This is a genomic window from Thalassobius sp. MITS945101 (assembly GCF_047123305.1).
GTDB lineage: Bacteria > Pseudomonadota > Alphaproteobacteria > Rhodobacterales > Rhodobacteraceae > Thalassobius.
This window is the reverse complement of sequence record NZ_CP138918.1, coordinates 2,758,700-2,772,194: the sequence shown is the minus strand read 5'-3', so window position 1 is coordinate 2,772,194 and position 13,495 is coordinate 2,758,700. Positions and strand designations below refer to the sequence as shown.

14 protein-coding genes are annotated in these 13,495 nt (G+C 60.1%); 9 read left to right on the top strand and 5 right to left on the bottom strand.

Going from position 1 to position 13,495, the window contains the following annotated elements; all coding sequences use genetic code 11:
• Positions 1–118: 118 nt before the first annotated feature.
• From SIC14_RS13805 to SIC14_RS13785, 5 genes are all read left to right on the top strand, one after another.
• The gene (locus SIC14_RS13805) at positions 119–421 is read left to right on the top strand and encodes a DUF2849 domain-containing protein (protein ID WP_412562502.1); all 303 of its coding nucleotides are present in this window, start codon (positions 119–121) and stop codon (positions 419–421) included.
• Positions 421–2,088, top strand: a complete 1,668-nt coding sequence (locus SIC14_RS13800) for a nitrite/sulfite reductase (protein ID WP_412562501.1) — start codon at positions 421–423, stop codon at positions 2,086–2,088. The genes SIC14_RS13805 and SIC14_RS13800 overlap by 1 nt, the downstream gene beginning before the upstream one ends.
• The gene (locus SIC14_RS13795; RefSeq protein WP_412562500.1) at positions 2,078–2,821 is read left to right on the top strand and encodes a phosphoadenylyl-sulfate reductase; all 744 of its coding nucleotides are present in this window, start codon (positions 2,078–2,080) and stop codon (positions 2,819–2,821) included. Before SIC14_RS13800 ends, SIC14_RS13795 begins: the two co-directional genes overlap by 11 nt.
• Entirely contained in the window at positions 2,818–3,249 is a 432-nt protein-coding gene (locus SIC14_RS13790; RefSeq protein WP_412562499.1) for a DUF934 domain-containing protein, read from the top strand. The genes SIC14_RS13795 and SIC14_RS13790 overlap by 4 nt, the downstream gene beginning before the upstream one ends.
• A 97-nt stretch (positions 3,250–3,346) precedes the next feature.
• Positions 3,347–4,207: a ferredoxin--NADP reductase gene (locus SIC14_RS13785; RefSeq protein WP_412562498.1), complete on the top strand. Its 861-nt coding sequence runs from the start codon at positions 3,347–3,349 to the stop codon at positions 4,205–4,207.
• Positions 4,208–4,287: 80 nt separating this feature from the next.
• Here SIC14_RS13785 and SIC14_RS13780 read toward each other — a convergent pair whose 3' ends face one another.
• Both SIC14_RS13780 and SIC14_RS13775 read right to left on the bottom strand, forming a co-directional pair.
• Positions 4,288–5,307 carry a glutathione S-transferase C-terminal domain-containing protein gene (locus SIC14_RS13780; protein ID WP_412562497.1) on the bottom strand — a complete coding sequence of 340 codons (1,020 nt, stop codon included), beginning with the start codon at positions 5,305–5,307 and terminating at the stop codon, positions 4,288–4,290.
• 99 nt (positions 5,308–5,406) lie between these two features.
• Entirely contained in the window at positions 5,407–6,936 is a 1,530-nt protein-coding gene (locus SIC14_RS13775; protein WP_412562496.1) for a glutamate synthase-related protein, read from the bottom strand.
• Between the two features lie 188 nt (positions 6,937–7,124).
• On the opposite strand from SIC14_RS13775, the gene SIC14_RS13770 reads away from it, so the two are divergent.
• Both SIC14_RS13770 and SIC14_RS13765 read left to right on the top strand, forming a co-directional pair.
• Positions 7,125–7,526 carry a LysR family transcriptional regulator gene (locus SIC14_RS13770; protein WP_412562495.1) on the top strand — a complete coding sequence of 134 codons (402 nt, stop codon included), beginning with the start codon at positions 7,125–7,127 and terminating at the stop codon, positions 7,524–7,526.
• Positions 7,460–7,786, top strand: coding sequence for a LysR substrate-binding domain-containing protein (locus SIC14_RS13765; protein WP_412562494.1), 327 nt, complete (start codon positions 7,460–7,462; stop codon positions 7,784–7,786). Before SIC14_RS13770 ends, SIC14_RS13765 begins: the two co-directional genes overlap by 67 nt.
• An 88-nt stretch (positions 7,787–7,874) precedes the next feature.
• On the opposite strand, the gene SIC14_RS13760 is transcribed toward SIC14_RS13765, so the two are convergent.
• A complete protein-coding gene (locus SIC14_RS13760; RefSeq protein ID WP_412562493.1) occupies positions 7,875–8,705 on the bottom strand; it encodes a hypothetical protein in 831 nt (276 codons plus the stop codon).
• Between the two features lie 194 nt (positions 8,706–8,899).
• Here SIC14_RS13760 and infC point away from each other — a divergent pair, with 194 nt between their 5' ends.
• On the top strand, positions 8,900–9,445 hold the full coding sequence (infC, locus tag SIC14_RS13755; protein WP_412565872.1) for a translation initiation factor IF-3: 546 nt from the start codon (positions 8,900–8,902) through the stop codon (positions 9,443–9,445).
• A gap of 118 nt (positions 9,446–9,563) precedes the next feature.
• On the top strand, positions 9,564–10,166 hold the full coding sequence (locus SIC14_RS13750; protein ID WP_412562492.1) for an SAM-dependent methyltransferase: 603 nt from the start codon (positions 9,564–9,566) through the stop codon (positions 10,164–10,166).
• A 152-nt stretch (positions 10,167–10,318) separates the two neighbouring features.
• Here the strand turns inward: SIC14_RS13750 and SIC14_RS13745 are convergent, their stop codons facing one another.
• Together SIC14_RS13745 and SIC14_RS13740 are read right to left on the bottom strand one after the other, a co-directional pair.
• Positions 10,319–11,101, bottom strand: a complete 783-nt coding sequence (locus SIC14_RS13745; RefSeq protein WP_412562491.1) for an FAD binding domain-containing protein — start codon at positions 11,099–11,101, stop codon at positions 10,319–10,321.
• A gap of 15 nt (positions 11,102–11,116) precedes the next feature.
• On the bottom strand, positions 11,117–13,492 hold the full coding sequence (locus tag SIC14_RS13740) for a xanthine dehydrogenase family protein molybdopterin-binding subunit (RefSeq protein ID WP_412562490.1): 2,376 nt from the start codon (positions 13,490–13,492) through the stop codon (positions 11,117–11,119).
• Positions 13,493–13,495 lie beyond the last annotated feature (3 nt).

The following is a 13,495-nucleotide window of genomic DNA, read 5'->3' as shown; positions in this document are numbered from 1 at the left end:
ATCGTTATCGTTTTGGCGCAGGCACACTGGATACAGTCCTTATTTGTTCCAGCACATAGCGCATTAAGGGGAATATTTTCTATATAGAGCGTCAAGTCAACCAGAGGAGAAGGCCCCGATGCCCCGCCCCTTTACGCCCAAAGTCATCACCGCAAACGCCCTGCTTGAAGGGGACGTCGTCTATTTCACCGCAAATGACGGTTGGTCGCGCGAGATGTGTCAGGCCGAGGTGCTGGAAGATCAGGCCCATGCCGAGCTGCGCCTGATCGAAGCCTCTCGCCAGCAGGCCGAGATTGTCGGTGCCTATCTGGCCGACGTGAAAGCGGGCGACAACGGCCCAGAACCCACCCACTTCCGTGAGGACTTCCGCCGCACCGGCCCGTCCAACTACTTCCACGGCAAACAGGCAGAGGCCAGCTGATGTATCGCTATAACGACTTTGACGACGCCTTTCTGGCTGAACGTAACGCGCAGTTCCGCGCCCAGGTGGAACGCCGCATCGAAGGCGCCCTGACCGAGGAAGAGTTCCGTCCGCTGCGCCTGATGAACGGTCTCTATCTGCAGCTGCACGCCTATATGCTGCGGGTGGCCATCCCCTATGGCACGCTGTCCAGCGCGCAAATGCGTCAGCTGGCGCTGATCGCAGACAAGTGGGACAAGGGCTACGGCCACTTCACCACCCGTCAGAACATTCAGTACAACTGGCCGAAACTGCCGGATGTACCAGATATCCTCGACAGCCTGGGCGAGGTGCAGCTGCACGCGATCCAGACCTCTGGCAACACCATCCGCAACGTAACCGCTGACCACTTCGCTGGCGCGGCCGCTGATGAGATCGCCGATCCCCGCCCCGTGGCCGAACTGATCCGCCAGTGGTCCACCGACCACCCGGAATTCCAGTTCCTGCCGCGCAAATTCAAGATCGCCATCACCGGATCCCCCAACGACCGCGCCGTGACCAAGGCGCATGACATTGGCCTGCGCATGGTCGAACAGAACGGCGAAGCTGGTTTTGAGGTCATCGTGGGCGGCGGTCTGGGCCGCACCCCCGTAGTGGGCAAAGTCATGCGGGACTTCCTGCCGCAGGCCGACCTGCTGCCTTATCTTGAGGCGATCGTCTCGGTCTACAACACGCTGGGCCGTCGCGATAACAAATACAAAGCCCGTATCAAGATCACCGTGAATGAAAACGGTATTGATGAGGTGCGTGCCCGCGTCGAGAAACGGTTCGACGAAATCCGCCCCCTATTCAAAGGTGTGGATCAGGCAATGCTCGCCGATATCGAAGCACATTTCGCCGCCCCCGCCTTTGTGAACAAAGACGTGGCGCCCTATGAGCTGGCCTATAGCAACGATCCTGTGTTCCGCTCTTGGGCGGATACCAACCTCTCGGCGCACAAGGCCGAAGGCTACGCGATTGTCTCGATCTCGATCAAAGCGCATGGTCAGACACCAGGGGATGCCAGCAGTGACCAGATGCGCCTGATGGCCGATCTGGCCGAGAAATACGGCCACGGTGAGCTGCGGATCAGCCACGAACAGAACGTCATCCTGCCGCATGTGCATATGGCAGATCTGCCAGCCATCCATGCGGCGCTGAAAGATCAGGGTCTAGCCACCGCCAACATCGGGTTGATCAGCGATATCATCGCCTGCCCCGGCATGGATTACTGCGCACTGGCCACCGCGCGCTCAATCCCTGTGGCCCAGCAGATCGCCGAACGTTTCGACGAGCTGAAGCTGGAGCATGAGATTGGCCCGATGAAGATCAAGATCTCGGGCTGCATCAACGCGTGTGGCCACCACCATGTGGGTCACATCGGTATCCTTGGCCTCGACCGGGCTGGGGTTGAAAACTACCAGATCACCCTTGGCGGCGACGGCACCGAAGATGCGGTGATCGGTCAGCGTGTTGGTCCGGGTTTTGCCTACGATCAGGTTGTTGCCGCGATTGAGACCATCATCACCACCTATCTGTCGCTGCGCGAAGATGAGAGCGAAACCTTCCTTGACGCCTACCGCCGTCTGGGACCGGACCCGTTCAAAGCCGCGCTTTATCCGGAGGCTGCGAAGAGAAATGCCGCTTGAGGCGCCTCTTCAGGCAGTGGCGGAACGGGTCGACCACCTGAACCGCCGCTATCAGCACCACGCGGCCAGCGCGGTGCTGAAACGGGCGATGACCGATCCACAGGTGGGTCGCATCGCGATGGTGTCCTCTTTTGGCGCGGAAAGCGTGGCTTTGTTGCATATGGTGGCGGTGGTTGATCCCACCACACCGGTGCTGTTCATCGACACCCAGATGCTGTTTCCCGAAACGCTGGTCTATCAGCAAGAGGTGGCCGCGAAACTGGGGCTAACCGATGTGCGGGTGATCCGTGCGGCAGAGGATGAGGTGGCCCAGGAAGATCCCTACGGCGCGCTGCACCTCAGCAACACTGACGCCTGCTGTGACCTGCGCAAGACGCGGCCCTTGGAAAAGGCGCTCAGCGGCTTTGATGCCTGGATCACCGGACGCAAACGGTTTCAGGCTGGATCACGCGCGGCGCTGGAGTTCTTTGAGAACGAAGAGGACAAGCGGATCAAGGTGAATCCGCTGGCGCATTGGGAAAAGACGGATGTTCAGGACTACCTGATCAACAACCGTCTGCCAAAACACCCGCTGATCGCGCAGGGCTACCCCTCGATCGGCTGCCGCCCCTGCACCTCGAAGGTGAAACCGGGCGAAGATGAACGGGCGGGCCGCTGGCGAGGCACCCAGAAAGAAGAATGCGGCATCCACATGGTGGATGGCAAAATGGTAAGAATTGGAGCGCAACAATGAGCGTGATCGTCACCGATACCGGCTTTGCGGCCGATGACTGGACCGGCCCCATCGCTGAGCTGGAAAATGTGGACAATGCCACCGCGGTGGATCTGACCTCGGACGCGGATACATCGGTCCTGACCGATCATCTGGACCGGCTGCAGCTGATCCGCATCGATTTTCCCAGTTTCGCGGATGGCCGAGGGTTCACCCTGGCGCGTGAATTGCGCCTGATGGGCTATCAGGGCCGCCTGCGGGCCAAGGGGCATGTGATCTCGGATCAATATGCCATGGCGCGTCGCACCGGGTTTGACGAGGTAGAAATCTCGGCTGATCTTGCCACACGCCAGCCCGAAGGTGAATGGAAGTTCCGCGCCGACTGGCGGGCCAATGATTACCAGAACCGCCTGCGGGCGGGATGGGGTCCGGTAAATCCTTATCGTTGAGGAAATACCCAGCGAAATAAGGAAATTTCGTCCCTTCCAACTGACCTGAATCAAAGCTATCTGAAGGATGCCGGATTACACACCGGCCAGAGCCATTATGACCGAGATGACACCTGTGACCGATGTTGCTGCCGCCAAGGCCCCGAAAGTGCCCGCCCTTCCCGATGCCCAGACCGTCACCGAGGTCAAGCATTGGACCGATCGCCTGTTCTCGTTCCGCTGCACGCGCCCCGCGTCGCTGCGGTTCCGTTCGGGTGAATTTGTGATGATCGGCCTGATGGGGGATGTGAACCCCAAGACCGGCAAGCAGAAGCCGCTGCTGCGCGCCTATTCTATTGCCTCGCCCTCTTGGGACGAAGAGATGGAGTTCTATTCGATCAAGGTGCAGGACGGTCCGCTGACCTCCAAGCTGCAGCACATCAAGGTGGGTGATGAGGTTATCCTGCGTCCGAAACCCGTGGGCACTTTGGTGCATGATGCGCTGATCCCGGGCAAGCGGATCTGGTTCTTTGCCACCGGCACCGGCTTTGCGCCTTTTGCCTCGCTGCTGCGCGAACCGGAAACCTATGAAAAGTTTGATGAGATCATCATCACCCACACCTGCCGCGAAGTGGGTGAGCTGACCTATGGCCGTGAGCTGATTGAAGGCCTGAAGGAAGACGAGCTGCTCAATGAGGTGATTGGCGAAGGTTTCTGGAAGAAAATCAAATACTACCCCACCACCACCCGCGAAGAGAGCCCCAAGATGGGCCGCATCACCGACCTGATGCGCTCGGGCGAAGCCTTCGCAGATCTGGGGGTTGAGCCGCTGAACCCGGACACCGACCGCGCGATGATCTGTGGCAACCTGGCGTTCAACCTGGAACTCAAGGACCTGTTTGAGAACACCTACAATCTCGAAGAGGGTGCCAATTCCAAACCCGCACATTTTGTGGTCGAGAAAGCCTTCCTCGACTGATCCCCGGACCGGGTCGCAAATCGCAAAAGCCGGGCCTGTTGGGTCCGGCTTTTTTACATTTTGCTGAACAGGATGCCCCGTCAGACATCCGCCAGCTCGGGATGCAGATAGGCCTCGGGATAGGGCATTGGCAACAAAGGCCCCAGTGGCACCACGCCATTCCAGGATCTGCCGAAATAGCCCTGCCGGCAATGCAGCAGGGATCCCGCCGCAGCCACCCCGTCCAGGGCATAAACACGGCACAGCCAGCGCCACAGATGGGGATAGTCCAGGACCCGCGCCCCGTTCAGCTTCATCCGCAGGTAATACACCGGATCATGCCGGTAGAGCGTTGGGAACAGACGCAGGTCTGCTTCGGTAAAGGCTTCCCCGGTAAGGAACTTCCGCCCGTCTGACAAGAGCGCCTCAAGCGCCTCAAGCGTTTCGAAATAGGCTGCAAAGGCCTGCGCATAGACCGCCTGATCGGACGAAAACCCGGCCTTATAAGCGCCGTTGTTGATGGTGGTGTAGATCCGCGTGTTCAGCGTCTCAATCTGAGACTGCACCGCCGGATCCTCCGGCAACAGTCGCGGCGGCTGCGCCTTGGTGCTTCCCAAAGCGGCTGCATGGGCATCCAGCATCCGTATGATCTCGGCGCTTTCGTTGTTCACAATCCGGCCCGCCACCTTGTCAAAGAGGATCGGCACCGATTGTTCCTGTGCCCCTTCGCGCTGGTAAATCTGTTTTGCCAGCCGCAGCCCCTCCCCCGTGCCGGTCTCGCGCGTGCATTCCGGCAGCGTCTCACCGGTCAGACTGGCCCGACGCTGCGGCGCAAACTCCCAGAGGTTGGGCGCTACCGGATCCGCTTCATCCGTGCGATTGGGAAAGGCAACATCCATCGTAATGCTGTCTTCCAGCCCCAACACCCCACGGGCCAGAGAGACGCGATGGCACCAGGGGCAATTGAGCGCAACAAAGAGGTGGTAACGCCCCGGCTCTGCGGGAAAATCCGCGTCCCCGATCCAATGACGAAACCCGGACACGCCGCGGACAAATTCCCCCTTGGCGCGGCGGGCGTCGATATTGGTCTGACTTTCTTCGGTTGAAATGTTTTTGGTCATCTGGATCTCTTGATTTGGAACTGGGTTCTAAATGTGGGACGGCGGGCCTGCCTGCAAGGGCCAGCCCTGCCTCGCCTCTTCCGGCCGCCACATCCCCTGTTAACGCACCCCGGCAAAACGCACCCCGCTGAGGTCAGCGACCTCTCGTTTCCAGCTGGTCAGGTCACGTTGGTTGAACCCTGACAGGCTGTTGTGACCACAGGCACGGGCCAAAACCTGCATCAATTCGACCGAAGCCCCGAAATAACGCGCCAGACGGTCCGCCCCGACCTGCACATCCAACCGTTTGCGCAGTTCCGGTTTTTGGGTGGCGACGCCCACCGGGCAGTTGTTGGAATTGCACATGCGCGCCGCAATGCAACCCACCGCCTGCATGGCCGCGTTGGACACCGCAACCGCATCCGCCCCCAGCGCCATTGCCTTGGCGAAATCTTCGGCCACCCGCAGCCCGCCGGTGATCACCAAAGTCACTTCGCGACCCGCGCGCTGGTCCAGATGGGCCCGCGCCCGGGCCAAGGCTGGGATGGTTGGCACCGAAATGTGATCGCGGAAGATCAAAGGTGCCGCGCCGGTGCCTCCGCCGCGACCATCCAGAATAATGTAATCCGCCGAAGCCTCCAGCGCGAAATCGATGTCCTCTTCGATATGGTTGGCCGACAGTTTGAAGCCGATGGGAATCCCCCCCGAGCGCTCGCGCACCTGATCGGCAATCCGTTTGAAGTCCTGCGGTGTGTGCAATTCAGTAAAAGTTGCCGGTGAAATGGCCGCCTGCCCCGGTTCCAGCCCGCGCACGGCTGCAATCTTGCCCTGCACCTTGTCACCCGGCAGATGCCCACCGGTGCCCGTCTTGGCCCCTTGCCCCCCTTTGAAGTGGAAGGCCTGTACCTTGGTGACGTGATCCAGTGACCAGCCAAACTGGGCCGAGGCCAATTCATAGAAATAGCGCCGATTTTCGGCCTGCTCCTCGGGCAGCATCCCGCCTTCGCCGGAACAGATTCCAGTGCCTGCCAACTCTGCGCCCCGCGACAGGGCGGTTTTGGCCTCTTCCGACAGGGCGCCATAACTCATGTCCGAAACAAACAGCGGGATCTCGAGTTGCAACGGCTTTGCCGCCCGCGGCCCAATCGTCACCGAAGTTGCCACAGCCGCGTCATCCAGCAAGGGTTTGCGCGCCATCTGCGCTGGCAGGATTTGCAGATCATCCCAATGCGGCAGGTCTTTGCGTGGCACCCCCATCGCCCCCATTTCGCCATGATGGCCTAGTTTGAACAGCCCGTCCTTGGCCAGCGCATGGATGCGCGCCACGGTGGGTTCTTCGGGTGTTGGGGTGGCCTGCGGCACGTCAGACTTGGGCGCTGGCGCAGGATCGCCGACCTCTGCCGTGCCCAGCCGGCTGTGTGATCCGTCGCAAAACGGGCCGTTGGCCGTCGATTTGCAACGGCAAAGCACAACGTCCCCATCTTTCTCAGCGGTGAATTTCACTGGTGTGATGCCGGTGCCCGCGTGGCTGCCATCACAAAAGGGTTGGGTTTGCGACCGGCCGCATTGGCACCAGTAGTAGTTTTTGCCCTTCTCAAGGGTGACTTTGGCTGGGGATTTGGCGGCGATAATGGGCACGGCTTGGGGCATAAGACCTCCTGGCGAAAGGGTTTTGTTTCATCTGTCAAACGGCTCTGAAACGCAGGCGCGTCCCTCTATGTATAGGGCGGTGCCCCCGCATGGCGATTGCACTGTCCGGTTGCGACAAGGATAAAGGGTTGCAGTTTCGGCACCAAGACCGAAAGATATGCCCAAAGAGGTCACAAAATGAGAACACGATGGGCCAGATCGAAGATCTCAAACTGTTTGTCAGCGTTGTCGGACACGGCAGCATCACCAAGGCCGCCACGACCCTGGGCATCGCCAAATCTGCCGTCAGCCGCCGTTTGGCGCAACTGGAGGCGCATTTTGATGTGACCCTGGTCGACCGCCAGCCGGGCAACTGGGGGGTGAGTGATGCGGGCCGCGAACTTTATCAGCGCAGCCTGCCCATCCTTGCCGACACCGAGGATCTGACGGCCGATTTCACCCATGCCAGACAGGCGCTGCACGGGCCTCTCAAGGTCACCATTGCGCGGGAACTTGGCATGAGCTTCCTGCAACCCATGCGCTCTTGCACCGAGGTGCGGACCGGCGTCCAACCTGGCATTTTGATTATGCGGGCAAACCGGTCAATCTGACCTTCAAGCCCGCCTTGAATTCCAACACTGGGGCGTTTCTGAAACAGGCGGCAATTGACGGGCACGGGATCATCCGGCTGCCAGATTTTGTGGTGCAGGAAGCGGCGGCAGCGGGTCTGCTGCGCCCTGTTCTACCTAACGCAGATTTCACCCCGTTCAGCATTCAACTGATCCACGCCCCGAACCGCCGGCTTAACAAACGGATGCGTGCCTTTGTTGCCGCCACACAGGCGCAATGTACGGTTTTCCGCAACAGCTGACCGCAGCAAGCCGCGCCGCCCGGTGTTGCAAAACAAAAAACGCCGCCCAGCGAGGGCGGCGTTGAACGATCTGAGAATTCGCGCAGGCTTAGAGGCCCAGCTGCCCACGGGCTGCTTCCAGTGCTGCGGCCAGCATTTCGGGGTTGTCCCGTGCCGTGGCCAGCGCCTGTGTCAGCGCATTGCGGGCCAGCGGGTTCAAATCCGAGCCTTTGATAAACTCTGCTGCCTTGTCGAAATCGAACCCTTCCACGGAAAACAGTTCCGCTGGCGAGATTTTAGTCGCTTCCTCAGTCGCCTCAGCTGCGCCTTCGGTTACAGCCGCTGCGGTCTCGGTCGCTGCCTCGGTTGCCGCCGCCGCAGTTTCTGCCGCCTCAGCCGCCGCATCTGTGGCTGCCGACGCAACCTCAGTCGCCGCGTCCGTTGCCGCCGTGGTCGCTTCCACGGCGGTCTCTGCCGCTGCGGCGGCTGTGTCACCTGCCGCGTCAACAGTGTCACCTACCGCTACGGATACGACACCGTTGACCTGCTCAGCCAGTTGACCTGCCGCGCCTTCCATAACCGACTGTGCCGCCTCGGAAACACCTTCGCCGAGCCCCTCGGTCGCCTCTGCCGCAGCCGAAACCACCTCATCGGTTGCAGTTTCCACCGCGCTGTCAACGGCCTCGGTCACCTCTTCCTTCACCGCTTCAACGGTCTCCTGCACCTCTGCTGCGGCCTCTTCAACCGCGCTTTCGACCGCCGCTTCTACGGTGTCGGGTACCACCCCTTCGGCAACCTCTTCCACCACAGCCGCCTCTTCAGAGACTTCCGGCGCCGCAGGTACGGCCGCGGCCTCTTCTAAGTCGCCCGGTTTCACAAAAGCCAAATATCCGGCCACCACAACAACAGCTGCAACAACAATCCCAATAACATATTTCATGAGGCTACCCCCTAATTTGCCCGCCCCAAGCCTGGGCGCGCTTCTATTGCCCCCTTCCTTTCATGCTGCGCCGCCGCATACTAGGGGGAAAACCCCAAGATTTGACGCATCCCGCAGCATTAACCGCTTGAAGATTCCCTTGAGCGGGATTAGGTTTGGGCCTCAAATTCGCCAACGATTGAAGGATTGAACCCATAGCTCGCAGACCTCATAACGCGCCCCCGACACGCGACACCGGCCCCCGGATCAACGATCGTATTCGTTGCCCCGAAGTCCGCCTGATTGGCGCAGAAGGTGAAAATGTCGGTGTTGTCTCGCCTGCCAAAGCTTTGGTCATGGCCCAAGAGGCAGGCCTTGACCTGGTGGAAATCTCGCCCAACGCGAACCCGCCCGTCTGCAAGATCATGGACTTCGGCAAGTTCAAATACGAACAGCAGAAGCGGGAATCCGAGGCGCGTAAAAAGCAGAAGACCATCGAAGTCAAAGAGGTCAAATTCCGCCCCAACACCGATACGCATGACTATGACGTCAAAATGCGTAACGTGTTCAAATTTCTGGAAAATGGCGACAAGGTGAAGGTCACCCTGCGTTTCCGCGGCCGTGAAATGGCGCACCAGAACCTGGGTCGTGAGCTGCTCTTGCGGGTTGCTGAAGACATCAAAGAGCTGGGCAAAGTTGAAAACATGCCCAAGATGGAAGGCCGTCAGATGATCATGATGATCGGCCCGCTGAACAAGTAAACCGCGCTTCTGTCGACAGTTAGAACGCCCTCGCCTTGATTGCGGGGGCGTTTTTTGTTGCCCCCCTTTGAGGACGCGCATTTGACCCCATCTATCTGTCAGCAAAGGAGAAACACACATGTGGGAAGAACGCTACGCGGCTTCAGAAGATTTTGTCTTCGGCACGGCCCCTGCGCAGTTTCTGCGCGACCATCTGGACCATCTGATCCCTGGCCGCAGCGCCTTGGCTGTGGCCGATGGCGAAGGACGCAATTCCGTCTTCATGGCGGAACGCGGCCTTGAAGTGACCGCGCTGGAGTTTGCCCCCACCGCGCTGGACCGTGGCCGCGCCCTGGCAGCCGACAAGGAGGTCACGGTGGAATTCCGGCACTGCGACATCCTAAACGATCCCTGGCCCGACGCGCAGTTCGACATTGTTGCTGGCCTCTTCATTCAGTTCGTCGGCCCCGAAGGCCGCGCCTTGCAGTTCGCGCGCATGCAGGCCGCAACAAGGCCCGGCGGATTGGTGATGTTGCACGGCTATACCCAGAAACAACTGGAATACGGCACCGGCGGCCCGCCGTTTCTGGAAAACCTCTACACACCCGAAATGCTCCGCGCCGGTTTCTCGGGCTGGGAGATTGTGACGTTGGAGGCTTACGAACGCGAAGTGCAAGAAGGCCGCGGCCATTCCGGCATGTCTGCGCTGGTGGACCTGATTGCGCGCAAGCCAGAGGTTTGAGCCGCTGGTCAGGGACTGGATTTGAGTATTTCAGGATCATTGAAAGCGCCTTTCATCGATCTTCAAATACTCCCGCCGCAGGCAGCAACGGTGGCCACACAAAAGGGCGCCCCGTTATGGAGCGCCCTTCTTTGTTCAACGGTTTCACTGGATCAGGCTGACGCTACAGCCCGTTTCGTCAGAACCTTGATCAGATTGGCGCGATACTCCGGCGTGCCATGCAGATCACTGATCAACCCGTCAGCGGCAACCGACAGCCCGTCGACAGCCTCCGGAGAAAAATCTGCTGACAAGGCGGCTTCCGCCTCGGCCCAGCGCATCACGCCCTCTTCTGACGCCCCGGTCACGGCCACCCGCACACCATCTGCGTATTTGGCGACAAACACCCCGGTCAGCGCAAAGCGGGACGCGGGTTGTTCGAACTTCTGATAGCTGGCCTTTTCCGGGATCGGGAAATTGACCGAGGTGATGATCTCCCCCTCGTCCAGCGCGGTGGCGAACATCCCGTCAAAGAAGTCATCCGCCGCGATTTCCCGCGCATTGGTCACCACGGTTGCGCCAGAGGCCAGCACCGCCGACGGATAACAGGCCGCCGGATCGTTGTTGGCTAGAGAGCCGCCCAGTGTTCCACGGTTGCGCACCGCCGGGTCACCGATGCCACCTGCCAGCGCGGCCAGTGCTGCATAGGCACCGCCCTCTGCAGCCACAGTGGCATGGGTGGTGGCCGCACCAACCGACAGGGTATCGCCGTTCTGGCAGACGCCTTTCAGCGCCTCAATGCCCGTCAGGCTCACCAGTTTTGAGGGCGCGTTTAGCCGCTGTTTCATCGACGGGATCAGCGTCTGGCCACCAGAAAGCGCCAGCGCATCTTCTTCCTTCAGCGCTGCAACCGCGTCTTCGACGCTGGCGGGCTGTTCAAAGTCAAAGTTATACATTCTGACTGTCCTTCCTTATTTGACCGACTGCATCGCGTTCCACACACGCGAGGGCGACAGTGGCATGTCGATATGCTCTACAGGGTAGCCCCCGCGGTGCAGCGCATCAATCACAGCGTTGACCAGGGCCGGCGGCGACCCGATGGCCCCTGCCTCACCGCAGCCCTTCACCCCAAGCGGGTTGTGGGTACAAGGTGTCTGGCAGGAATGATCGACGGTGAAGTTCGGCAGATCATGGGCCCTTGGCATGGCGTAATCCATGTAGGACCCGCTGAGCAGCTGGCCGTTGTCATCATAGACGCAGTTTTCCAGCATTGCCTGGCCCAGACCTTGTGCCAGTCCACCATGCACCTGACCTTCGACGATCATCGGGTTGATCACATTGCCGAAATCATCCGCCGCGGTGAAGCCAAGGATATCGATCTTACCGGTGCCGGGATCCACCTCTACTTCGCAGAAGTAAGCACCCGACGGGTAGGTGAAGTTTGCCGGATCGTAGAACGCGGTCTCTTCCAGCCCCGGTTCGATTTCTTCCAGCGGGTAATTGTGCGGCACGTAAGCTGCCAGGCAGACATCGCCCCAGGCCACGGATTTATCCGTACCTGCGACTGAGAACTGACCGTCCTTCAGTTCGATATCCGCATCGGCGGCTTCCATCAGGTGGGCGGCAATTTTCTTGGCCTTGTTGATCACCTTTTCCGCCGCCCGAACCATGGCCGAGCCGCCGACCGCGATTGAGCGCGAGCCATAGGTGCCCATGCCCATCGGGGTTTTCGAGGTGTCGCCGTGGACGATATCGACCTGACTTTCGTCAATGCCGATCATATCCGCCATCACCTGGGCAAAGGTGGTTTCATGCCCCTGCCCATGGCTGTGGCTGCCGGTCATCACGGCAATCGATCCGGTGGCGTTGACCCGCACAGTGGCCGATTCATAAAGCCCCGCACGTGCGCCCAGCTGCCCGACAAGATTCGACGGTGCGATGCCGCAGGCCTCGATGTAATGGGCGATGCCGAAGCCGCGCATTTTGCCGTTGGCTGTGCTTTGTGCCACGCGGGCGTCAAAGCCAGCGTAGTCGGTCAGCTCCAGCGCCTTATCCAGCGTGGCGTGGTAGTTGCCAGTGTCATAGGCCACCGCAACAGGGGTCTCATAGGGGAACTGATCGGGTTTGATGAAGTTCAAACGCCGCAGCTCCGCCGGATCCATGCCCAACTCGCGCGCCGCTTTGTCCACCACCCGCTCCAGCTGGAAGGTTGCCTCGGGGCGACCTGCCCCGCGATAGGCATCCACCGGCACCGTGTTGGTAAAGACCGCCTTCACATTCACATAAATCAGCGGCGTGGTGTAGTTGCCCGCCATCAATGTGCCATGCAGCCAGGTCGGCACCGAAGGCGCAAAGGTCGACAGGTAAGCACCCATATTTGCGTAGGTTTCGGTGCGGATCGCGGTGAACTTATTGTCCGCATCCAGCGCCAGTTCGATCTTGGTCACATGATCGCGGCCATGCGCGTCCGAGATAAACGCCTCCGAGCGCGAGCAGGTCCATTTCACCGGGCGGTTCAGCGCCTTGGCGGCAAAGGTGACAAAGGCCTCTTCCGCGTAGTGGAAGATTTTGGTGCCAAAACCACCGCCCACATCAGGCGCAACCACCCGCAGCTTATGTTCCGGGATACCCAGCACAAAGGCGCCCATAAGCAGGCGGATCACATGCGGGTTCTGTGAGGTGGTGTAGAGCGTGTGCTCATCATTGGCGCGGTTGTAGTCCCCCACCGCCACACGAGGCTCCATCGGGTTGGCAACCAGACGGTTGTTGGTCAGCTCCAGCGTGGTGACATGGGCGGCGTTTTTGATCGCCTGATCCACCGCATCGCGGTTCTCTTCCACAAAGCCCCAGTCGTAACAAAGGTTTGAGGACAGATCGTCATGCACCTTGGTGGCGCCCTCAGCGCAGGCGGCTTTCATATCCACCACGGCAGGCAGCTCAGTAATGTCCACCTCAACGGCTTCGGCTGCATCCCGCGCCAACTCAGGGCTTTCGGCGATGACAACGGCGATGGGATCGCCGACGTGGCGCACCTTGCCCTCGGCCAGAATGGGGTGCTTCGGCTCCTGCATCGGGTTGCCTTCGCGGTCTGTCACCTGCCAGCCGCAGGGAATGCCGCCCACCCCTTCGAGATCCTTCGCGGTGAAGACCTTGACCACACCCTCCATCGCCTCGGCGGCGGAGGCGTCGATGCTGTTGATCGTGCCATGCGCCACATCCGAGCGCAGGAAATGCGCATAGGTCTGGTTCATCAGGTTGATGTCATCTGTGTAATTGCCGGTTCCGGTCAGGAACCTTACGTCTTCGCGCCGCTTGCTGCTGGCGCCAATGCCTTGATCCTTCGGCATATT

Bases quoted from the DNA above. Each gene is read 5' to 3' on its own strand.
- SIC14_RS13800 (WP_412562501.1), top strand. From the start codon at position 421: ATGTATCGCTATAACGACTTTGACGACGCCTTTCTGGCTGAACGTAAC.
- SIC14_RS13785 (WP_412562498.1), top strand. From the start codon at position 3,347: ATGACCGAGATGACACCTGTGACCGATGTTGCTGCCGCCAAGGCCCCG.
- SIC14_RS13805 (WP_412562502.1), top strand. From the start codon at position 119: ATGCCCCGCCCCTTTACGCCCAAAGTCATCACCGCAAACGCCCTGCTT.
- SIC14_RS13775 (WP_412562496.1), bottom strand. From the start codon at position 6,936: ATGCCCCAAGCCGTGCCCATTATCGCCGCCAAATCCCCAGCCAAAGTC.
- SIC14_RS13780 (WP_412562497.1), bottom strand. From the start codon at position 5,307: ATGACCAAAAACATTTCAACCGAAGAAAGTCAGACCAATATCGACGCC.
- SIC14_RS13790 (WP_412562499.1), top strand. From the start codon at position 2,818: ATGAGCGTGATCGTCACCGATACCGGCTTTGCGGCCGATGACTGGACC.
- SIC14_RS13770 (WP_412562495.1), top strand. From the start codon at position 7,125: ATGGGCCAGATCGAAGATCTCAAACTGTTTGTCAGCGTTGTCGGACAC.
- SIC14_RS13795 (WP_412562500.1), top strand. From the start codon at position 2,078: ATGCCGCTTGAGGCGCCTCTTCAGGCAGTGGCGGAACGGGTCGACCAC.
- SIC14_RS13760 (WP_412562493.1), bottom strand. From the start codon at position 8,705: ATGAAATATGTTATTGGGATTGTTGTTGCAGCTGTTGTTGTGGTGGCC.
- SIC14_RS13745 (WP_412562491.1), bottom strand. From the start codon at position 11,101: ATGTATAACTTTGACTTTGAACAGCCCGCCAGCGTCGAAGACGCGGTT.
- SIC14_RS13750 (WP_412562492.1), top strand. From the start codon at position 9,564: ATGTGGGAAGAACGCTACGCGGCTTCAGAAGATTTTGTCTTCGGCACG.
- SIC14_RS13740 (WP_412562490.1), bottom strand. From the start codon at position 13,492: ATGCCGAAGGATCAAGGCATTGGCGCCAGCAGCAAGCGGCGCGAAGAC.